Raw genomic sequence first — 20429 nt, 5'->3', positions numbered from 1 at the left:
AGGTGCGCCAGCGCACGCAGTGGCCAGCGCCTAGGCCGCCGCCTTCACCTGGCCATGCAGCAGCTTGTGCAGGCGGAAGCCTTCGCGGATATTCTCGCGCAGCACGGCGCCTTTCCACGGTTTCGTGTAGAAGCGGTCGACGGCGCCGCGGTTGATGGCCGCCATGATGGGCGTCAGGTCGGCAAAGGCCGACAGCATGATGCGGAAAGTGTCGGGACACAGGTGCTTGACCCGTTCCATGAATTCGGTGCCGCTCATGAGCGGCATGCACTGGTCGCACAGGATCACCTGCACCTTGTGGCGCGCCAGGATGTCGAAGCCTTCGGCGGCCGTCTGCGCCGTGAGGATGCGGTAGCCGTCCTGCGCCAGGAAGTCGCTGAGCACGTCGAGCATGAAGACATCATCGTCGACGATCAGCAAAGTTTGCTGCTCTTCGCCGGCGGCATCCTCAGGCGCCTGCAGCAACTTGCCGCCCATCAACATCTGCTCGAATTCCTCGTGCGGCACGGGGCGACTGAAATAATACCCCTGCATCTCGTCGCAGCCGTGGCGCCGCAAATAGGCCAGCTGCGCGTCGTTTTCCACGCCTTCGGCGATCACTTCCAGCTTCATGCTGTGCGCCATGCTGATGATGGCCAGCACGATGGCCGCGTCGTCCGGATTGCTGGTGACTTCGCGCACGAAGGCGATGTCGATCTTCAGCTTGTCGATGGGGAAGCGCTTCAGGTAGGCCAGGCTGGAATAGCCGGTGCCGAAATCGTCGATGGAAATCTGGATGCCCAGCGCCTTCAGGTTGCGCAGCACGGCGATGGTTTCCTCGGCGTTCGACATCAGCGAGCTTTCCGTCAGCTCCAGTTCCAGCAGCTCGGGCGCGATCTCGTATTTGCGGATGGCCTTGAGCACCTCCTCTTCCAGGCCGCCGACGAAAAACTGGATGCCCGAGACGTTCACCGACAGGTGCACGGGCCCGATGCTGCTGGCGCCCCACTCGCTGATCTTCTTGCACGCTTCGTCGAGCACCCAGTTACCGACGCGCACGATGAGTCCCGTTTCTTCCAGCAGGGGGATGAACAGGGCCGGCGAAACCATGCCGTGACCGGGGCGGCGCCAGCGTATCAGCGCTTCGGCGCCGCTGATGCGCCCCGAGATGATATTCACCTTGGGCTGGAAGAACAGCACGAATTCCTCGTTGTCGATGGCGCGCCGCAGGGCGTTTTCCATGTCCAGCCGCGCCATCGACTGCGCATTCATTTCCGCCGTGAAGAAGCGGAAGGCGTCGCGGCCCGCCTCCTTGGCGCGGTACATGGCCGTGTCGGCATATTGAATCAGCGTGTCCGCATCGACGCCATCGTCGGGGTACACGGAAATGCCGATGCTGACCGTCACCGTCACTTCATGGCCCTGCAAATCGAAGGGCTTGCGCATCGCCTCGCGCACCTTGTGGACCACGCCCACGGCGTGCTGGGCGCCGTCGGGCAGCACCAGGATGGTGGCAAATTCGTCGCCGCCAAAGCGGCCGATGGTATCGCGCACGCGCAGGCAATCGACCAGGCGGCTGGAAAACTGGCGCAGCAGGTCGTCGCCGATGGTGTGGCCCAGGGTGTCGTTGATATTCTTGAAGCGGTCGATATCCATGAACAGCACGGCCACGGCCCACTGATGTTCGGCCGCCTGGGCCAGGGAATGGGTCAGCGAGACGTAGAACTGGCTGCGGTTCGGCAAACCCGTCAAGGTGTCGAAATGGGCCAGCTTCATCAGGCGCTGCTCGGCATCCTTGCGCTCGGTGATGTCGCGCGCCACGGCCACCAGGATCCAGCTCTGCCCCGAGCGCAGGGTGCGCCGCTGCACTTCCACCGACAGCGGCGAGCCGTCCTTGCGCTGCAACTGCAATTCCGTCATCGGCCCGCCCTGGTCGCCCGCCAGCAGCTTGTTGTACAGCTCTTCCAGCTGGGATTCGCCCTCGTGCGCGCGGCCAGGTCCCACGCGCAGGAAATCCTCGCGCTCGAAACCAAGCATGCGGCAAGCCGTCTGGTTGACGTCGACGAAGCACATGCCGGCGCGGTCGACGAGGAAAATCGCGTCGGCCGTGGCATCCATCGCCAGGCGGAAGCGGCGCAAGTCTTCATCGAGGCGGATGCGCGCCGCCATGTCCAGGGTCAGCTGCTCGTGATGGCGCTTGATCTCGTCGTACAGCAGCAGGTTGTCGTAGGCGACGGCGATCTGCGCCGCCACCGTGGCGGCGACCCGCTCGTCGACTTCGGAAAATTCAGTCGCCCCCAGCTTGTCGACTAGGTACAGCCAGCCGTGGCTGCGTTCGCGCGAGGCGATGGCCACGCCCAGGAAGGAGTGCACGGGCGGGTGCGTGTCGGGCAAGCCCAGCGCGCCGGGGTCGCCCTTCAAGCCATTGACCCGGTAGGGCTGGCGCTGCTCCAGCAAGCGGTTCAGGATGCCCGTGCGCGGCGCGCTGGCGATGCGCTCGAGGTTTTTCTCGGCGCCGCACGAGGAAAAATAGCTGAGCTTTTCGGCGCCCTCTTCCAGCACGCCGATGCAGGCGTACTTCGAGACGCAGATATTCTGCGCCACCTTGCAGCCCGCCTCGATCAGGGCGCGCGGATCGCGTTCGGCGCCCAGCTCGATGCCCAGCTCGATCAAGGCCGTCAGGCGCAGGCTGACCGCCTGCAGGCTCGACAGGGAACGCGACAGGCGCTCCGTCATGACGCCCAGGTCTTCGGGGATGGCAGCCTGGCCCTCGCGCTGGCTGGCCAGCTGCGAAATCTGCTGGCTGCTCGATTCGAGTTCATCGAGATAGCCGCTGACCTGGTGCTCGATGCCGGCCAGCTTGCCCGCGGCGGGCAGCGCCGCGTCGCCGGCGTCCGGCGCTCCCGGCACCTGTGCCGCGGCCGGCATCAGCCCCAGCGCCTCGTTGACGGTGCGCACGATGACCTCGGGATCGGACGGCTTGGGCAGCACCCAGCGCACGCCGCAGGCCTGCGCCAGCAGGATCGCTTCCTGCTCGCGGTAGGTGGCCGTATAGAAGATGATGGGCACGTCGGTCAGCGCGGGATCGGCATGCACGCGCGTGACGAATTCGTAACCGTCCATGTTCGGCATGAGGATGTCGGAAATGATCAGGTCGGGCCGCTCGGTGCGCAGGATTTCCAGCGCGTCGGCGCCATTCGCCGCTTCCAGCAGGCGGTGGCCGCCGTAACCCAGCAGCGCGGTCAGGAATTCGCGGTTCAGCACATGATCATCGACGATCAGGATGGTGGCTATGTCGTTTTTAACTGGCGTCGACGGCGCCCCGGGTAAAAAAGACTCCAGCTCCGCGACGAAAAGGTCGGGCTCGATCGGCTTGCCGATGTAGCCATTGAAGCCCGCCTCGAGCAAGCGTTCGCGGTCGCCCACCATGGCCAGCGCCGTCACGGCCAGGGCCGGGATCGCGCGCAGCCGCGGGTCTTTCTTCAGCTCCGCCACCACGCCGTAGCCGTCGAGCTTGGGCAAATGCACGTCGCAAATGATCAAGTCCGGCAATTCGCTGCGCGCCATGCGCACGCCCTCTTCGCCGTCATAGGCTGCCAGCGGCGTGTACCCGAAGGCACGCAGCAAATACACCATCAATTCCATATTGGTGGCGTTATCTTCAATAATCAGGATACGTGCGGACAATTAGCGCCCCCAATAAAAACTGCATGGACTCATTTTCCGCCTGCGTTCAACTTTCCGCATGCGCGGCTAACATAACAATCCTATAACATCTTGCCATACATCCAGAAAAATATCTGTGCGCAGGGTACTAGCAGAGCTTCGCAAGCGGCCTCGGGAACAAATTTCCGCCAGCCGTCTTCTGACGTTAGCTTAATACAGTACGCCAGTGGAAAACAGCATTTTCTGCCCGTGACGCTGTTAAACACGGGCAACAGCAGAGTCAAAAGAGACAGTCTTGCCATGCAGATAAAACACAACAGGATTCAGGCAAAACGGGGGGAAGATGGGGGCTGGGCGACTTCGGTCTTGATAGTAATTTCCACCAACAGCTGACGCAGCACGCGCGCATCGCTGGCCAGCGCCACGTGGCCGATGCCGCCGAAGGCAAGATTGCGCGCGCCGGGCAAGTACGCGGAAGATTGCGGCGCGACAATATTATCGTGGTGCGAGTAAATCGAGGTGATCAGGGCGCGCGTTTCCGGCGTCTCGCTTGCGGCCAGCTGCGCCAGCCAGCCGCTGGGCGCGCCATGGATACGGCTCATCTGGCGCGCATTGGCGCCCGCCGCCACATTGGCCAGCGCCGTGCCGTGGTGCGGCGTGCCGATGGTGATGATGCGCGCCACGCGGGCCGCGCCGTAATGGCGCAGCCAGGCGCGCGCCACCAGGCCGCCCATGCTGTGGGCGACGATGATGGCGCGGTCGCTGCCCGTGCGGGCGCACAGCGCCGCGATGGCTTGCTCGACCTGCGGCACGAACTCCTCGATATCGGCGCCTATCGGTTCCAGGTCGACGCCGTCGTGCACGATGCCGGCCCGCGCCAGCTGCCGGCTCAGCTGCGCCCAGTAGCCGCGGTTACACACATAGCCGTGGATCAGCAGCACCGGCAAGCCCTGGCCAGCGACGGTGTCGGCCGCATGCAGGCGCGGGCGCAGCATGCCCCACGACGACGTCCACAGGGTGGCGCGCAACTCGCCCAGGAACAGCCGCGCGGCGCCCCGCATACCCAACTGATGCTCCGCCGGCACGGGGCTGCCAAGATGCCGGCTTTCCCGGAAATTACGCGCCACGACCAGCGCGCGCACGGCCAGCAGCATGGCGCCCGCCAGCAGCAAGGCCAGCACCGGCGACGCTACGCCCCAGGCATGCATGGCCAGGTACGCCACCGCCAGCACGGCCAGCACCTGCAGCAGCATCAGCCACCTGAGGATGCGCGCGATCATGCCGTGCCTGCGACGGGAACGGGCGCGGGCTTGCCCGTCAGTTCCCGCGCCAGGCCGCTGGCCAGGCGCGCGGCCAGCGCATACAGCGTCAATTGCGGATTGGCGCCTATCGAGGTGGGAAACAGCGAGCCGTCGTGCACGGACAGGTTGCGCACGCCGTGGTAGCGGCCGTCGGCGCCCGTCACGCCCAGGCGCGCATCGTCCGACATGGCGCAGCCGCCCATCACGTGGGCCGATACCACGCGCGTCAGCAGCGCCTTCATCGGCAAATCGCCGATGGCCTGTTTCGCCTGCGCCCAGCTGGTGTAATGGCTGGCCAGCTCGTGTACGGGATACACGCTCCGCGCGCCGGCCGCGAACTGGATTTCCGCCATCGACAGCAGCGCGCGCCGCACGCCATCCCAGATGAAGGGTGTGAGCGGATAGTCGAGCACGGGCGCGCCGAAGCTGTCGATCGATACGCTGCCGCCCGCCGCTTCATGGTGAAAACCGTCGCGCAGCAGCGCCAGCAAGGCGTGCGCATGGGGGAAGTCGCGCATGGTGCGCGCATGCTCGTCGCCGAAGCCGCCCATGGTGGTGGCCATCAGCAGCGGATGCAGGGGCGGCGCTTCGAGCTTGTAGCCGATGGAGCCATCGATGGGCGCCGTGTGCAGGAAATGGTCGGAATAAATCGTCTGCGGCGCGCCCGCATAGGCGTCGACGCGCTGCTTGAACAAGCCCGCCGAAATCACCGTCGGATGCAAGAAGGTGCGCCGCCCCAGCAAGCCGTGCGGATCGGGCGCCTGTGAACGCAGCAGCAGCGCGGGCGAATTGATGGCCCCGCCGGCCAGCACGAAGTGCCTGGCGCGCAGCGTCAGACGCACGCCCGTGGGCGCCTGCCCGGCAGCATCGAGCGCCGTCACCTGCAGGCTGTCGATGCGCTCGCCCTTGAAGCTGAAGCGTTCCGCGCGCGCGTGCACGAGCAAGCCCGCGCCCAGCGCCAGCGCCGAGGGGATCGTCGTCACCAGCATCGATTGCTTGGCGTTGGTCGGGCAACCCATGCCGCAGTAGCCGAGGTTCCAGCAGCCGTTCACATTGCGCCGGATCGCGGCCGTGGGGATGCCCAGCGCCGCGGCGCCACGCCGCAACAAGTCGTTGTTTTCATTCGGCGGCGCGGCCCAGTCGCTCACGTGCAGGCGCTTTTCCATCATGGCGAACCACGGCGCCATGGCGTCCACCGAATAGCCGGACAAGCCAAAATGCTTGCGCCAGTAATCGAGGGTGCCGGGCGGCGTGCGGAAGCTCGACGTCCAGTTGACGGTGGTCGAACCGCCCACGGTGCGCCCCTGCAAAATGTTGATGGCCTTGTCGCGCGTCTTGCGCGCGGCCGATTCCTGGTACAGCGCGGGATAGGCGTCCGCTTCGCGCATCTTGAAGTCGCGCGAAGACTTCAAGCCGCCCTCTTCGACGATCAAGACTTTCAGGCCGGCCAGCGCAAGGATTTCCGCCGTCACGCCGCCGCCGGCGCCGCTGCCGATGACGACGACATCCACCTCCAGGGTGCGGTCGGCATTCAGGGTGCTGGCGTCGGTGACGCTCCAGCCGTCGGCCACGCCGATGGCGATGGGGTCAGGAATGGGGGATGTGCTCATGGATGCCTTATGCGCTCAGTTCGGGCAGCGGTCCCGGATAGCCGATGGCGGCCCAGTGGGCGGCATCGGCATACCAGGCGCCGAGGATCAGGTCGTGCAGGGCCAGGTAGGCCGTCTGCAGGGTGGCCAGGCGGTGCGTGCGCCACGATTGCAGGAAGGCTGCCACCTGGGCGGGGTCGGCTTCGCGCCAGCCATCTTTTACGCCGGCGACGAAGCGCCGCGCGGGCGCCAGCGCCAGCAAACCGAACAAATCCTGCACTTCCTGCTGCGCCGCCAGGGGCAAGCCGCGGATGGCGGTGTCCACGCCGGCGATGGCGCCATTGAGCGCCGCGGCCCGCGCGGGGGCTTCCCGCGGCAGCGCGCTGCCCAGCATGGCCGGCACGATGGCCGCCAGCGCCGCGCGCGCCGCGCCATCGAGCACGAAGCGGCCGGGAGGCGACGGTCCGCGCACCAGCCGATACGCGGCGCCGCCGGCGGCCAGCGCGCAGGCGCCGAGCACACCCAGTTTCAGAAACGATCTGCGTTGCATATCCCCTATCCCCTTGTTTTATACCGCCTTTTGCAAGCCAGTGTACGCCAAAGGCAGTGGACGTTTGAACGCAAAAACTAGAGCGGAGAGTCTAGTTTTTGCGACTGAAACCACAGCAGCAGCATGGCCAGCAGCGCAGCCAGCGCGCCGCCGATGGCGATGCTGGGCAAGCCGAAGGCGACGATCAGCGCACCGCCCAGTGCACCGCCAAGCGCCGTCCCAGCATTGAAGGCGGCGATATTCAAGCCCGCCGCCACGGCGTCGCTGCCCGGGCAATGCCGCCGCGCCAGGCGCAGCAAACCCATGGTGGACAGGGTGACGAGGGCAAAGAACAGCAAGCCCAAGGTGCCGCACAGGGCCAGCATGGCCAGGGACCAGGCGCGCAGCAGATAAAAGGCCAGCAGATTGAGCGCCAGCGCGGCCAGGGCCAGCATGGTGGCGCGCAGCGCGTGGGGGCGGTCCGCGCACCAGCCGCCCAGCAGGTTGCCGCCGATGGCGCACGCGCCAAAGCACAGCATGGCGGCGCCCAGCCAGCCCGCATCGAGTCCGCCCAGCTGCAGCAGGAAGGGCGAGACATACGTGAAAAAACTGAAGGTAGCCACGCTGACCAGCGCCGCCACGCCGGCCGCCAGCAGCAGGGGCGGTTGCAGGATGGCGCGCAGGCTGGCCAGGGCCGATGTGGCGGCGGCCTGCTGGCGCGCGGCCGGCATGGCCAGGCGCAAGCCCGCACCGCCGCACAGGGCCAGCACGCCGATCACCGCAAATACCCAGCGCCACGACGCGACGGCGCCCAGCCACGTCCCCAGCGGCACGCCGCCCGCCAGCGCCAGGGTCAGGCCCAGCCAGACGATGGACAGCGCCCGGCCCGCGCGCGACGGGTCGACCAGGCTGGTGGCCGCATGCGAGGCGATGGCCATGAACACGCCATGCGCGAGGCCGACGGCAAAGCGCACCCCCAGCAGCGCGCCCAGCGCCGGCGCGGCCGCCATGGCCACGCTGCCGGCCGCCAGCACGAGCATGGTGGCCACCAGCACCTGGCGCACGGGCCGGCGCGCCAACAGGGCCGTCAGCACGGGCGCGCCGATGGCCGCGCCCAGCGCATACGCGGCGATGGCGCCGCCGGCCGCCGCCACGCTGGCGTGCAGGTCGCGCGCCATGGGCGTCAACAGGCCGGCGGCGATGAATTCGCACAAGCCGAAGGCGAAGCTGCACAGGGAGAGCAGATAAATGGAGAGTGGCAGCGCGGCGGACGGCAGCGCAGTGCGCGAGGACATGGTGGACATGGCAGTTCCTGACAATCAAAACGCCATGCTGGCCCCGCGATCGCCATCTGTAAAATATCTTATTTATCTTGAAACGAGACGCTCAAAGTCTCAATGCGGGGAAAAGTGCCGCAATTGCGCCAGCAGCCGCTCGCGCACGGGAGATGTGCGCCGCGGGTCCCACGCCATGTACAGGTCGAGCTGGCGCAGCGGCGCGGGCGCGCTGCTTGCCAGCGGCAGCATGACAACGCCCGCCGGCATGGACGCCGCCAGGCTGGCCGGCAGCAGGGCCGCACCAAAACCGGCCGCCACCAATCCCAGCACAGTCTGCAAGCGGCGCGCCTGCTGCGCCACCTGCGGCACGAAGCCCGCATGCAGGCACAGGCTGGCCAGCTGGTCGTGGAAACCCTGGCCCAGTTCGCGCGGCGAGGCGACGAAATCGTCACCGGCCAAATCCGCCAGGTCCACCCGCGCCTGGCCCGCGCAGCGGTGGTTCAACGGCAGCGCCACGACGATGTCTTCGCCGGACAGGCGCTCGAAGCGCAGGCCCGGCGTGCTGCGCCCCGGCGCGCGCAGCAGGGCGACATCGACCTCGCCCCGTTCCAGCCACTCGACCTGCTGCTGCGTCGACGCTTCGCGCAAGGTGAATTGCACGGCGGGCGAGGCGGCGCGGAAGGCCCGCAAGGCCGTCAATACGTGGGCGTAGGGCGTGATGTGGATGAAACTGAGGCGCAAGTGGCCCTCGATGCCCTGCGCCACGCGGCGCGTGGCGGCCACGCCCTCTTCCAGGCTGGCCAGCACCTGGCGGGCCGTGGCCAGGAAAGCCGTGCCGGCCGGCGTCAGGCTGACCTTGCGGTTGGTGCGCTCGAAGACGGGGTAGCCGAGCGCTTCTTCCAGCCGCAATATCGCCTGCGACAACGGCGGCTGCGCCATGTGCAGCCGTTCGGCCGCGCGGCGGAAATTGAGTTCCTCGGCGACGGCGATGAACTGGCGCAGCAGCCGGGTTTCTATCATGGGCCTTTTTTCGCCACCGCCAGGATATGCCGGGCGATGCCGCGCAGGATATTGACTTCTTCCGTTTCCAGCCCCGTGCGCGAAAACAGGCGTTTCAGCCTTGGCATGAGTTTTTTCGGGTTGTCCGCGTCGAGGAAATCGATGGCCACCAGCGCCTGTTCCAGGTGCGCATACATGCCGTCGACCTGCGCCAGGCTGGCCGCGTCGCCGTGAAAACCGACGGGACTGGCGATTTGCCCATCGCCGAGGGCCGCCACGCGGCATTCATAGGCGACGACTTGCGCCGCCTGCGACAGGTTCAGCGAGGAATACTCGGGATTGGCGGGGATGTTGATCAGCACATTGCACTGCTCGACGATCTCGTTGGGCAAGCCGAAGCGCTCGTTGCCGAAGATGACGGCCGCGTGCAAGTCCTCGCTGGCCGCCAGCTGCGCGGCAATGGCGCGCGGCGCCGTGACGGGCGGCGAAAATTCGCGCAGCCGGGCCGAGACGGCCGCCGCGTAATTGCAGCCTTCGAGCGCCTCGGCGATGGAGCCGACGATGCGCGCGCCCGCCAGGATATCCTGCGCGCCGCTGGCGAAAGCCACCGCTTCCGCGTCCGTCAAGGCATCGGGAAAGCGGGGGTTGACCAGCACCAGATCGGAAAAACCCATCGTTTTCATGGCCCGCGCGACGGCGCCAATGTTGCCGGATCGACTAGTTTCGACAAGAATAAATCGCAGGCGTTTGAAAAGAGACGTGTTGATTTCGGGCAGATTCATTTAAAATAGCGCTATTGCGCGGTATCGATACAGGAAATTTCGGGAAACGGAGTCACAAAACGCTGACTCCAGGCCGGGATTTTAACCACTTCGGCACCGCTCCGCTCTTTAATTCATTCTTGCACTCTATCGTACCGGCGCCGAAAGGCGACGCTGGGCGGTCGCGTGCTTTTAACGGAAGCTCACATGCACCCAATGCTCAACACGGCGATCAAAGCCGCCCGCCGCGGCGCCGCCGTCATCAATCGCGCCTCTTTTGACCTCGACCGCGTCGTCGTCACGGAAAAACAACATAACGATTTCGTCACCGACGTCGACCAGGCGGCCGAACAAGCCATCATCGAGGTGCTGTCCAAAGCCTACCCGGACCACGCGTTCCTGGCTGAGGAATCGGGAGCTTCCGCCAACTCGCACGACGAGAATGAATATCAGTGGATCATCGACCCGATCGATGGCACCACCAACTTCATCCACGGTTTCCCGCAATACTGCATTTCGATCGCCCTCGCGCATCGCGGCGTCGTCACGCAAGCCGTCATCTACGATCCGGTCCGCAATGACCTGTTTACGGCCACCAAGGGCGCCGGCGCCTACCTGAACGAAAAACGCATCCGCGTCACCAAACTGGACCGTATCTCGAACGCCCTGCTGGGCACCGGCTACGTGGCCGGCAGCGCCCGCGCGCTGGACGAATACCTGAAGATGTACGCGATCATGGGCGAACGCAGCCAGGGCGTGCGCCGCGCCGGCTCGGCCGCGCTGGACCTGGCTTACGTCGCTTGCGGCCGCCTGGACGGCTTCTACGAAAAAGGCTTGAAGCCTTGGGATATCGCCGCCGGCGCCCTGATGATCACGGAATCGGGCGGCATCGTCGGTGAATTTTCCGGCGAATCGGACTACCTGTACAAGGGCGACGTCATCGCCGCCAGCCCGAAGATCTTTGGCCAGATGATCACCCTGCTGACGCCATTCGCCTGATTGCCGGGCCCGCGCTGATGTAACAAAAGCTGCCGGAGGCGACTCCGGCAGCTTTTTTTTCGCCCCGGCCCCTCTTCAGTTGCCGCGCATGGCCGGCAGCAGCACGCGGTAAATCTGCAGGAACGCCGGCCCCATCAGCACGACCATCAGCGAGGGGAAGATGAAAAAGATCAGCGGAAACAGCAGCTTGAGGGCGATCCTGGCCGCCGTTTCCTCGGCCCGCTGGCGCCGCTTGGTGCGCAGCTGGTCGGACTGCACGCGCAGCGACGCGCCGATGCTCGTGCCGAAGCGCTCGGCCTGGATCAGCAGGGTCACCAGCGCGTCCACATCCTCCACTCCCGTGCGCAGGGCCAGGTTGCGCAAGGCCTTGTCCTTGGCGCTGCCGGCGCGCAATTCCAAGGTCACCAGTTGCAGCTCTTCGGCCAGGACCGCGCTTTTCAAGCCGATTTCCTGCGCCACGCGCGCCAGCGCCGCATCCATCGCCAGCCCCGCTTCGACACACACCGTCATCAGGTCCAGCGCATCGGGAAAGGTTTCGAACACTTCGCGCTGACGCTGTTTCAGGCAGTGCGACAGCCAGGCATTGGGCAGGTAGTAACCGAGGGCGGCCGCGGCGACCAGCCACAACAGCAGATTATGTTCGCCCCGGCGCAGCAGAAAATATGCCAGCAGCGGCAAGCCCACGAACAAGCCTGTCTTGGCCGCGTAAAACAGCGCGGGCGCGGCCTGGCTGCGCCAGCCCGCATGGACGAAGCGGCTGCGGATGGGCGAACTTTCCCAGCCCTCGTCCGGCAGCGACAGCCTGGCCAGCGGGCGCGTCAGGCTGACGGCATGCGCCAGCCAGCGCCGCCTCGCAGGGCGCCCGCCATCGCCGCCGGCGCCCGCATCGCCCAGCGCCTGCAGCCGCTCCTGCACGGCACTGCCCGTGCACAGGCGCAACACCAGCAAGGCCAGCGCGAAAACAATCAGGAACAGCAGGCCCAGCAAGGCCAGCTGCGCCGTACTCATCGTGCTCATCGTGTCTTTTCTTTCATCTTACACCCGGATATTGATAATTCTTCTGATGCAGATCAAGCCCAGCATCAGCAAGCCCAGCGATACTCCAACCATCTTGCGCCCGCCCCCATCCGTGTACAGCACGGCAATAAACTGCGGATTCATCAAATGCATCATCAACGCCGCGCCAAATGGCAGCAAACCCAGGACCCAGGCCGACATGCGCCCTTCGGCCGACAGCACGCGCACCTGGCCCAGCAATTTCAGGCGGTCGCGGATGATGGCGCTGATGCTGCTCAGCAATTCAGTCAGGTTGCCGCCCGTTTCGCGCTGGATCAGCACGGCGATGACGAAATAGCGCAAGTCCGTGCTGGGCACGCGCGCGGCCAGATTGCCCAACGCATCGGCCATCGCGACGCCGAAACTGACTTCGTCGAACACGGCGCGGAACTCGTCGGCCAGCGGCCCCGTCATTTCCTCGCCCACCATTTTCAGCGCGGTGGGAAAGGCATGGCCGGCGCGCATGGCGCGGCTCATCAGGTCGAGCGCGTCCGGCAATTGCTGCTCGATGCGCACCAGCCGCTTGCTCCTGGCGCGGCGCACCAGCAGATACGGCAGCGCGGCGCCGCCCGCGGCCAGGCCCAGGCGCACATACCATGGCAGCGGCAGCGCGCCGGCCAGCAGCAGGCCGGCCGTCCCGCCCAGCAGGCAATAGCCCAGAAAAGTGGCCACGAACCAGCGCATGCCCGCCTGCAGCAGCAGCTGGTCGAGGCGCCGCGCGCCGGGCAAGCCTTCCAGCACGCCGTGCAGCAAGGGATGGACGCTCAGCGGGCGCTGCTTGGTGATCGACAGCGCCTGTTCGCCATCGCTGGCCGTGTACATGGCTTGCAGGCGCCGCGCCACCCGCGCCGCGCCCGCTCCCCGCGCCGCTTGCCACGCCAGCCAGGCGCCAGCCACCAGCAGCAGCACGGCCAGGAAAAGGAACAGATAGACAAGGTAGGGAAGCATGGCCGGTCAGCGCCCCGCCGCGGTGGGTTCGAACAGGGCGGCCGACACGCCGATGCCAAAGCTGTTCAGGCGATCGAGGAAGCGCGGGCGGATGCCGCTGGCCGAGAAATGCCCGACCACCGCGCCGCCCTCGGCCACGCCCGTCTGCCGGAAACTGAAGATTTCCTGCATCGTGATGACTTCCCCTTCCATGCCAGTGATTTCCTGGATCGACGTGACCTTGCGCTTGCCGTCGATCAGGCGCGACACTTGCACCACCACCGACACGGCCGAGCTGATCTGCTGCCGGATGGCCTTGCTGGGCAGGTTGGCCGCCGCCATGCTGATCATGTTTTCCAGCCGCGTGATGGCGTCGCGCGGCGTATTGGCGTGGATGGTGGCCATCGAGCCTTCATGGCCCGTGTTCATGGCCCCCAGCATGTCGAGCGCCTCGGCGCCGCGCACCTCGCCCAGGATGATGCGGTCCGGGCGCATGCGCAGCGCATTGCGCACCAGCGCGCGCTGGCTCACCTCCCCCTTGCCTTCGATATTCGCGGGCCGCGTTTCCAGGCGCACCACGTGCGGCTGCTGCAATTGCAGCTCGGCCGCGTCTTCCACCGTGACGATGCGCTCCGTCTGGCCGATAAAGCCGGAAATCACGTTGAGCATGGTGGTCTTGCCGCTGCCCGTGCCGCCGGAAATGAGGATATTCATCTTCGCCTTGCCCAGGCCCTGCAGCACCTCGGCCATCTCGGCCGTCATGCTGTGGTAGGCGACCAGGTCGGCCAGGCGCAGCGGATCGACGGAAAACCGCCGGATCGACATCACGGGGCCGTCGATGGCCAGCGGCGGGATGATGGCGTTGACGCGCGAACCGTCGGGCAGGCGCGCATCGACCATGGGGCTCGATTCGTCGATGCGGCGGCCCACGCGCGAGACGATCTTGTCGATGATCTTCATCAGATGGGCGTCGTCGTCGAAGCAGACGTCGGTCAGCTCCAGGCGGCCGCCGCGCTCCACATACACCTGCTTGTGGCCGTTGACCAGGATGTCCGACACGCTGGCATCGGCGAGCAGCGTTTCGAGCGGTCCGAAGCCCAGCATCTCGTGCTGGATGTCGCGCGTCAGGCTACGGCGCTCGGCGTCGTTGATGACCACCGCCTCTTCGTCCAGCAGGCGCTCGACCAGGCCGCGCAATTCTTCGCGGATGCGCTCCTGCGACAGGCGCTGCATGCTTTCCAGGTCGACCCGTTCGAGCAGCAGCCCATGGATGCGCAGCTTGAGGTCGCGGTAGCCGTGGTTGTCGATGACGGCCATGCGTTGCGGCGCGAGCGCGGCGATCTTGGCGCTGCCGAGCCGTTCGCGGATGGACAAGGCGGCGATGGGGGAAGTAGCCATGAAGTGCTCCTGTTCTGGGATGGGGGTCAAGCGCGTGGATCAGGCGCGCCGCAGGACGCGGCCGAGCCAGCCCTGGCGCGCCGTGCTGGCCGCGCCGCCGGCCAGGCTGGCGGCGAACTCCTGCAGCGAGCGGGTGATCGGGCTGGCCTTGTCGAGCTGCAGGATAGGCACGCCCTGGTTGACCGAGGCGGCGGCCGAGGCGTAGTGATTCGGCACCGTGCGGTAGACCGCCGTGCCGTACGCCGCTTCCAGGTCGCGCAGGCGGATTTCGCCGCCCTTGTCGTGGCGGTTGACGATGATATGCACCTTGTCCTTCGCGTATTCGAGCGAGCGGAACATGCCCAGCAGGCGCTTGCCGTCGCGGATGTACGGCAAGGTCGCCTGCAGGACGGGAAAGATCATGTCGGCGTGGTCGAGCGCGCGCACGCTGACGGCGTCGAGGTTGCGGCCCACGTCGAGCACGATGAAATCGTACTGGCGCCTGGCTTGCCGGATGACGGCGTCGATGTGCTCGGGCGCCACTTCGCTGGCGTGCGCCGGATCCTCGGGCGCGGCCAGCACGCTGTAGTTGGGCAGGATGTGCAGCATGCTCGATGCCAGGAACGAGGCGTCGAGCCGGTGGATGTCGCGCGTGACGTCGGACAGCGTGGCCAGCGGCTTGTTCTCGGACACGAAGAGCGAGGCGTCGCCAAAATGCAGGTTCATGTCGATCAGGGCAACGCGCTGCTGGCCGCCGGCGGCCAGCGCATAACCGAGGTTGCTGGCGATGAAGGTGGCGCCGCTGCCGCCCTTGCAGGAGATGAAGGCCAGCACCTTGCCGTTGCCATGCTCGCGCCGCTCGAGCTTTTCCTCGATGCGTTCGAGCGCCGCATACAGGCTGGCCGGCGCGGCGGGAAACGGCAGCACGTCGCGCACGCCTGCACGCATGGCCTGCAGCAGGAATTCAGGCGCCTGCTGGTGGCACAGCACGATGAAGGCCATGCGCGGATGCTGGTTGCTGAGGCGCTCGATGGCGGCCAGGTCGGCGCCGTCGTTCGACGGGCGGTCGAAGATCAGCACGTCGGGCAGCGATTGCGCCGCCTGCAGCGGTTCCAGCGTTTCGCCGCCTGCGTTGATCTCGTCGAGCCGGTTGCGGCTGCGCAGCAGCCGCCCCAGTTCGGACAGCGTTTTTTGATCCGTTGAATGGATGGCGATTTTCACGATATGCCTTGCGGGTTCTGTGGTGACGGTGCCCGCTTCACTGGCGCGCCCCGACGCCGATGGTGAAGGCGGCCCCTTGCGGCGCGGGCGCGGCAAAGCTTTTCTGGTACGCCGCGTAGGCGGCCTGGGCGGCCTTGCCGTCCATGCCGGCCACGGGATCGCGGTTCGCGCCCGCCTGCGGCGACAGCACTTGCCGCAGGCGCAGCTGCTCGACGCTGCGGCCGAACTGGCGGTCCAGGTTCGGCGTGGCAGCGCAGCCACTGGCGGCCAGGGCGGCCAGCAGCACAGAGAGGGAAAGGGAATGCTGCATGATGTGCTCCTAGTGAGTGTCCGGGCCGGCGGGCGCCGTCTGCGTGGCCGCTTCCTGCCGTGGCCGTGGCGCGCCAGCGCCTTCCATTTTTCCTTGCAAGAAGAACTCGCTGCGGCTGGGCGCCACATAGGCGTCGGTCGGCAAGACGATATCGCCTTCAAGCGTGCCGTCGAGCGGCTTGACCAGGTGCGGCGTGATGATGAACACCAGCTCGGTACGGTCGGTCTGGAAATCGCTGCTGCGGAACAGCGCGCCCAGCACGGGGATCTCGCCCAGGAAGGGCAAGGCCTTGATATTGGTCGTCACATTGTTCTTGATCAAACCGCCCACGGCAAAACTCTGGCCGTCGAACAGCTGCACCGTGGTGGTGGTGCGCCGCGTGGTAAAGGCCGGCAATACGGCATTGGCGGCGGCGCCCCCGCCGGTGGTGATGCCGATGCCTTCGCGGTTCAGCTCCGATACTTCCGGCGCCACCTTCAGGTTGATGCGCCCGCCTTCCAGCACGGTGGGCGTGAACTTGACGGCAATGCCGAATTCCTTTTCCTCCAGCGTGATCTTGTTGGTGGTGCTGTCTTGCGCGACCGGAATGAAAATCTTGCCGCCCGCCAGGAAACTGGCTTCCTGGCCACTGATGGCCATGATGTTCGGTTCGGCCAGCACCTTCACCAGGCCGTCGCGCTTTTGTGCGTCGAGCGTCAGCCCGTTGCCATTCTTGCCGTGCACGGCGCCCAGCTGGCTGGGGTTGCCGCTGAGCAAGTTCGACAGCAAGCCGTAGCTCCAGTTGCCGCGCGTGCCGCTGATGCCCACGCTGGCGCCCAGCTGGTCGACCAGGCTCTTCGACACTTCGGCGATTTTCACTTCCAGCATGACCTGTTGCGGCGCCGCGATCGTCAGCATGTTGATGACCTTGACGCCGCCGGCCGCGCTGGCGGCGCCGTCGGCCGGCGCTGCCGCTTCGCCGGCGCCGCGCTGCGCATAGGCTTGCGCCATGTCCAGGATCTGGCTGGCCTTGACGCTGTCGCTCACCTGCCCCGACAGCACGATGCTGCCGCCGGCCGCGCCGGCCTTGACGGCGCGCTCGCCGGGGAAGACATAGGCCAGCTGCGCCTGCAAGCCCTCGACGTCGATCTCGACTTCGATATCGACGATCACGGGGCGCTGCTGCCGGTCCCACAGGATCAGGTTGGTGCTGCCCGGAGCCAGGCCCCAGACGAACAGCTGGCTGGACGAGCCCAGCATCCTGGCGCCGGCCACCCGCGGATCGTTGACGGCGATCTGCGACACCGGCAGGCTCAGGCTGCGCAAGGTGGACTTGCCCACGGCGATGCGCACGGGCGCGCCCAGGCGGGCGATATCGGCGCCCAGCGACATGGCCGGCGCCGCGACGGGCGACATGACGGCCTGCCTGGCCGGCGCCGCCGCGCTGGCGCCGCTTGGCCAGGCCAGGCTTGCCGCCGCGCCGCCCAGCGTCAGGGCCAGGCGCATGCCCGCACTCGCGGCGTGCTTACGAAATTTGTTCATCGATCATCCTTGCTCGCTTGCCTGCTGATTTTTAAAATTGCTGGACGCTCGTATCCATGCCCTTGATGACGGTGATGCTGTCGCGCGCGGGAGCGCGTGCCGGGGCCGCCTGGCGCCGCGCCGCGCGCACCGGCGCGGCCGCCGGCGCCTTCAGTTCCAGCAGCGACTCCTTGGTGGCGCCGCCCGTGGTGACGGGCGCCGGATCGACCTGGTTGCGCAGCACCAGCGACAGACTGCCCACGCTGCGCGCCAGGTCCAGCTTTTCCACCTGCTCCGGCGTCAGCTCCAGGGTCACGGCATTGACCACCTTGGGCTTGTTGTCGTCGCGGCCGGACTCTTGCGCCACGGCCAGCACCAGGATGCGTTCCAGCACGATCTTGGAAATGGCCAGCGGCCCGCCGCCCGCCGGCCTGGCGCGGTCATCCTGCGTATGCACGAGAATGTCGACGAAATTGCCCGGCAGGGCGAAGCCGGCCACGCCCACCACGTCGTTGACGCGCACGGTCATGGCGCGCTTGCCGGCAGCCACGATGGCCGACAGGCCGCCCGTGGCGCCGGGCGGCGCGAGCTTGCTTTCCAGCACAGGCTCGCCCTTGCTGACCGCCGTGCGCGTGATGCGCCCGTCCAGCGCGCCAGCCTCGCCAAACGCCCCCGGCGGCATGGCGCCCGCCGGCCAGTCCATGCCGCGCAGCATGGCCGGCGTCACCTTCGCGCCCACGCCGATATCGACCAGCGCGACCATCACCGTCTGGCTGGCCGGCGCGCCTTGTCCCGACATCCAGCGGGCCGCCGCCAGCACGGCGCCCCCCGCCATCAGCAGCGCCAGCAGCAGCACGATCGCAACGCGGCTATTTCTCATGATTTTTCCTCTTGGTAAAACTTGGGTTTCCGGACGGGCACATCATGCATAGCCGCCGGCCGCCAGGGCCAGCCAGATGGCGGTGCCGGCGGCAATGGCGATCGCGTACGGCAGTTTGCCGCCCGGCACGGCGGGCGCATCGACCCGCGGCACTTCGCCTGCCGCGGCGCGCAGCCAGCCTTGCAGCAGCAATTGCCGGGCATTCGCCATCGCCTGGCGCAGCGTGCCCTGGCACAGGGCGACGGCCAGCGCCAGCACGCCGCCCGCGAGCAGGCTGCACAGCACGGCAAACACGGCGGGGCGCGGGCCAAGAAAAGCCCCCACCATCGCCATCAGCTTGACGTCGCCCGCGCCCAGCGCCTTCATCGCATACATGGGCAGCAGCAAGCCCAGGCCGACGGCCAGGCCGCCCAGCGCCAGCCACGGCCCGGCCGGCGTCACCCCGGGCCAGGCCACGCTGTTGAGCAGCACCCCAAGCAAGGCGCCGGAAAACACCAGCCGGTTGGGAATGCGCCGGCGGCGCACGTCATGCCAGACAGCCGCGGCAAGCAGCCCCCACAAGACTAAGGCGGGGCTGAACGTCCAGAAAGAATGAGGGTCCATCGTGTACCTGATGCAAGCCGATGGCATGACGGCATGCGCATCGTTGGGCGGGAAGTCGACAAGCCGGTGCGCAGGGGCAGCCGGCCTGTCGGGGTGCAGCGCGGTGGGCACGCGCCTTAGATCGCCGCGCCCGTCAGCTTGGTGCCGATCGCCTTGAAGGCGCCATCGAGGCCGGTGGTGAAATAGCCGACGGCCGTGACCAGCGCCGCAGCTACCAGCGCAGCGATCAGCGCATATTCGATGGCCGTCACGCCATCTTCTTCGGCGATAAAGTTTTTAATGAAATTCATATTATTCCCTTTCAGGTCAAGTTTTAAACATGATAAAAACTGAAAATACAGTCTGAAAATAAAAACATTCTCTTTGTTTTTATTTGCCAATTTCTGATGCGTGTATTTTATATAAACAAACATTAAATCGAATCAGAGAAAAGTCATTTTATGCGCAGTACAAACCATCTTAATTTTTTGTCTATAATCAGGACATATGTACTGTCACTCCGCATGGACGGGTTCGGCCAGCCGGTTGCGGGTGGCGTACACATATAATTCCAGGCGGTTGGTGACATCGAGCTTGCTGTAGATCGATGTCAAATGATTACGCAAGGTTTGCTCCGAGATAAAAGCGCGCTGGGCGATCGCACGGTTCAGCGCGCCATTTCCTTCCACCATCATGGCCACGATCTTGCGCTCCTTCAGCGTCAGCCTGGCGATGCGCTGCTCTTCCGGGTCGGGCGCCGCTTCCGGCTTGTTCAGCACGCCCAGCATGCTGTCGAGCAGCGCCGGGTCCAGGCACAATTCGCCTTGATGCAGGCGGGCGATGGCGTCGACCATTTGCTTGACGGGCGTTTCCTTGCCCACCACGGCGCGCGCGCCGCTGCGCACGGCGCGCCCGCAGGCGGCCTGGTCCTGCGTGCCGCTGAACAGCAATGCGCGCGACACGCCATTGCCCAGCAGCTGCGGCAGATAATCGATGGCGCAGGCGCCGCCGCAGCCAAGATCGGCGTCGAGCACGATGACGTCGGGACACAGGGTGCGCGCCAGCAGCAGCGCGCTGTCGATCTCGGTGGAGCTGGCCACCACCTGCATCGGCGGCTGGGCGCCGGCGAGCAACTGCTCCAGGCCCCACAGCCAGGTCTTGTGGTCCGACACCAGCATGACGCGTATGACATTGTTTGTTGACATGCTTTACCTCTTTACTTGTAGCCCACTCCCATCGGGGAATGCTGTTGATCCGAATCGGCTTGCCTGCCTCGTCCGCGCGCGCCTTCTGCTGCCGCACGCGGGGGAAAGAAGTCATGGGGGCACAAAGGAAGAGGCCTTGGGCCGGCACGCGCCAACGCGGTGCGTGCCCCAAGGCAGCGGTCGCCGCATGCCGGGCGTGAGCCGATGGATGGGCAGCGTGGCCGGGGCGGGTGCGCCACGGGTGCGCCATCGCTGCTGCCACCGCTGCTGT

At 66.3% G+C, this 20429-nt stretch carries 18 protein-coding genes; 1 reads left to right on the top strand and 17 read right to left on the bottom strand.

Translation table 11 applies throughout. The annotated features are described in order from the left end of the window. Nucleotides 1-30: 30 nt before the first annotated feature. The 7 genes from OX459_RS21630 to OX459_RS21600 form a co-directional block, all read right to left on the bottom strand. A complete protein-coding gene (locus OX459_RS21630; RefSeq protein WP_289906514.1) occupies nt 31-3666 on the bottom strand; it encodes an EAL domain-containing protein in 3636 nt (1211 codons plus the stop codon). A gap of 302 nt (nt 3667-3968) precedes the next feature. Further along, nucleotides 3969-4925 (bottom strand): alpha/beta fold hydrolase, encoded by a 957-nt coding sequence (locus OX459_RS21625; protein ID WP_289906513.1) that lies wholly within the window; start codon nt 4923-4925, stop codon nt 3969-3971. After that, nucleotides 4922-6556 (bottom strand): GMC family oxidoreductase, encoded by a 1635-nt coding sequence (locus tag OX459_RS21620; RefSeq protein WP_289906512.1) that lies wholly within the window; start codon nt 6554-6556, stop codon nt 4922-4924. Before OX459_RS21620 ends, OX459_RS21625 begins: the two co-directional genes overlap by 4 nt. A 7-nt stretch (nt 6557-6563) precedes the next feature. Beyond that, nucleotides 6564-7085, bottom strand: coding sequence for a hypothetical protein (locus OX459_RS21615; RefSeq protein ID WP_289906511.1), 522 nt, complete (start codon nt 7083-7085; stop codon nt 6564-6566). 77 nt (nt 7086-7162) lie between these two features. Continuing rightward, on the bottom strand, nt 7163-8368 hold the full coding sequence (locus tag OX459_RS21610) for an MFS transporter (protein WP_289906510.1): 1206 nt from the start codon (nt 8366-8368) through the stop codon (nt 7163-7165). Between the two features lie 90 nt (nt 8369-8458). Next, complete coding sequence (locus OX459_RS21605; protein WP_289906509.1) at nt 8459-9361, bottom strand: LysR substrate-binding domain-containing protein; 903 nt, start codon at nt 9359-9361, stop codon at nt 8459-8461. Next, nucleotides 9358-10122, bottom strand: coding sequence for an RNA methyltransferase (locus OX459_RS21600; protein ID WP_289906508.1), 765 nt, complete (start codon nt 10120-10122; stop codon nt 9358-9360). Before OX459_RS21600 ends, OX459_RS21605 begins: the two co-directional genes overlap by 4 nt. A 195-nt stretch (nt 10123-10317) precedes the next feature. On the opposite strand from OX459_RS21600, the gene OX459_RS21595 reads away from it, so the two are divergent. Beyond that, nucleotides 10318-11100 carry an inositol monophosphatase family protein gene (locus OX459_RS21595; RefSeq protein ID WP_035826389.1) on the top strand — a complete coding sequence of 261 codons (783 nt, stop codon included), beginning with the start codon at nt 10318-10320 and terminating at the stop codon, nt 11098-11100. 75 nt (nt 11101-11175) lie between these two features. Here the strand turns inward: OX459_RS21595 and OX459_RS21590 are convergent, their stop codons facing one another. From OX459_RS21590 to OX459_RS21545, 10 genes are all read right to left on the bottom strand, one after another. After that, nucleotides 11176-12117, bottom strand: a complete 942-nt coding sequence (locus OX459_RS21590; RefSeq protein ID WP_289906507.1) for a type II secretion system F family protein — start codon at nt 12115-12117, stop codon at nt 11176-11178. Nucleotides 12118-12135: 18 nt separating this feature from the next. Next, a complete protein-coding gene (locus tag OX459_RS21585; RefSeq protein WP_289906506.1) occupies nt 12136-13104 on the bottom strand; it encodes a type II secretion system F family protein in 969 nt (322 codons plus the stop codon). 6 nt (nt 13105-13110) lie between these two features. After that, a complete protein-coding gene (locus tag OX459_RS21580; protein WP_289899369.1) occupies nt 13111-14400 on the bottom strand; it encodes a CpaF family protein in 1290 nt (429 codons plus the stop codon). Between the two features lie 120 nt (nt 14401-14520). Further along, nucleotides 14521-15681: an AAA family ATPase gene (locus OX459_RS21575; protein ID WP_077401700.1), complete on the bottom strand. Its 1161-nt coding sequence runs from the start codon at nt 15679-15681 to the stop codon at nt 14521-14523. Nucleotides 15682-15718: 37 nt separating this feature from the next. Then, nucleotides 15719-15991, bottom strand: coding sequence for a hypothetical protein (locus tag OX459_RS21570; protein ID WP_289906505.1), 273 nt, complete (start codon nt 15989-15991; stop codon nt 15719-15721). Between the two features lie 9 nt (nt 15992-16000). After that, complete coding sequence (locus OX459_RS21565) at nt 16001-17512, bottom strand: type II and III secretion system protein family protein (RefSeq protein ID WP_289906504.1); 1512 nt, start codon at nt 17510-17512, stop codon at nt 16001-16003. A gap of 31 nt (nt 17513-17543) precedes the next feature. After that, on the bottom strand, nt 17544-18371 hold the full coding sequence (cpaB, locus tag OX459_RS21560) for a Flp pilus assembly protein CpaB (RefSeq protein ID WP_289906503.1): 828 nt from the start codon (nt 18369-18371) through the stop codon (nt 17544-17546). A gap of 42 nt (nt 18372-18413) precedes the next feature. Beyond that, nucleotides 18414-18974 (bottom strand): A24 family peptidase, encoded by a 561-nt coding sequence (locus OX459_RS21555; RefSeq protein WP_289906502.1) that lies wholly within the window; start codon nt 18972-18974, stop codon nt 18414-18416. A 116-nt stretch (nt 18975-19090) separates the two neighbouring features. Then, the gene (locus OX459_RS21550) at nt 19091-19264 is read right to left on the bottom strand and encodes a Flp family type IVb pilin (protein WP_071650303.1); all 174 of its coding nucleotides are present in this window, start codon (nt 19262-19264) and stop codon (nt 19091-19093) included. Between the two features lie 204 nt (nt 19265-19468). After that, nucleotides 19469-20158, bottom strand: coding sequence for a response regulator transcription factor (locus OX459_RS21545; RefSeq protein WP_253192842.1), 690 nt, complete (start codon nt 20156-20158; stop codon nt 19469-19471). Nucleotides 20159-20429 lie beyond the last annotated feature (271 nt).

Origin of the sequence: Janthinobacterium sp. SUN026 (assembly GCF_030397625.1) — a bacterium.
GTDB lineage: Bacteria > Pseudomonadota > Gammaproteobacteria > Burkholderiales > Burkholderiaceae_D > Janthinobacterium > Janthinobacterium kumbetense.
Note: the sequence above shows the minus strand (reverse complement) of the source record. Positions and strands in the feature narration are given on the sequence as shown.

Bases quoted from the DNA above. Each gene is read 5' to 3' on its own strand.
- OX459_RS21625 (WP_289906513.1), bottom strand. From the start codon at position 4,925: ATGATCGCGCGCATCCTCAGGTGGCTGATGCTGCTGCAGGTGCTGGCC.
- OX459_RS21620 (WP_289906512.1), bottom strand. From the start codon at position 6,556: ATGAGCACATCCCCCATTCCTGACCCCATCGCCATCGGCGTGGCCGAC.
- OX459_RS21615 (WP_289906511.1), bottom strand. From the start codon at position 7,085: ATGCAACGCAGATCGTTTCTGAAACTGGGTGTGCTCGGCGCCTGCGCG.
- OX459_RS21610 (WP_289906510.1), bottom strand. From the start codon at position 8,368: ATGTCCACCATGTCCTCGCGCACTGCGCTGCCGTCCGCCGCGCTGCCA.
- OX459_RS21605 (WP_289906509.1), bottom strand. From the start codon at position 9,361: ATGATAGAAACCCGGCTGCTGCGCCAGTTCATCGCCGTCGCCGAGGAA.
- OX459_RS21600 (WP_289906508.1), bottom strand. From the start codon at position 10,122: ATGAATCTGCCCGAAATCAACACGTCTCTTTTCAAACGCCTGCGATTT.
- OX459_RS21595 (WP_035826389.1), top strand. From the start codon at position 10,318: ATGCTCAACACGGCGATCAAAGCCGCCCGCCGCGGCGCCGCCGTCATC.
- OX459_RS21590 (WP_289906507.1), bottom strand. From the start codon at position 12,117: ATGAGCACGATGAGTACGGCGCAGCTGGCCTTGCTGGGCCTGCTGTTC.
- OX459_RS21585 (WP_289906506.1), bottom strand. From the start codon at position 13,104: ATGCTTCCCTACCTTGTCTATCTGTTCCTTTTCCTGGCCGTGCTGCTG.
- OX459_RS21580 (WP_289899369.1), bottom strand. From the start codon at position 14,400: ATGGCCGTCATCGACAACCACGGCTACCGCGACCTCAAGCTGCGCATC.
- OX459_RS21570 (WP_289906505.1), bottom strand. From the start codon at position 15,991: ATGCAGCATTCCCTTTCCCTCTCTGTGCTGCTGGCCGCCCTGGCCGCC.
- OX459_RS21565 (WP_289906504.1), bottom strand. From the start codon at position 17,512: ATGAACAAATTTCGTAAGCACGCCGCGAGTGCGGGCATGCGCCTGGCC.
- cpaB (WP_289906503.1), bottom strand. From the start codon at position 18,371: ATGAGAAATAGCCGCGTTGCGATCGTGCTGCTGCTGGCGCTGCTGATG.
- OX459_RS21555 (WP_289906502.1), bottom strand. From the start codon at position 18,974: ATGGACCCTCATTCTTTCTGGACGTTCAGCCCCGCCTTAGTCTTGTGG.
- OX459_RS21550 (WP_071650303.1), bottom strand. From the start codon at position 19,264: ATGAATTTCATTAAAAACTTTATCGCCGAAGAAGATGGCGTGACGGCC.
- OX459_RS21545 (WP_253192842.1), bottom strand. From the start codon at position 20,158: ATGTCAACAAACAATGTCATACGCGTCATGCTGGTGTCGGACCACAAG.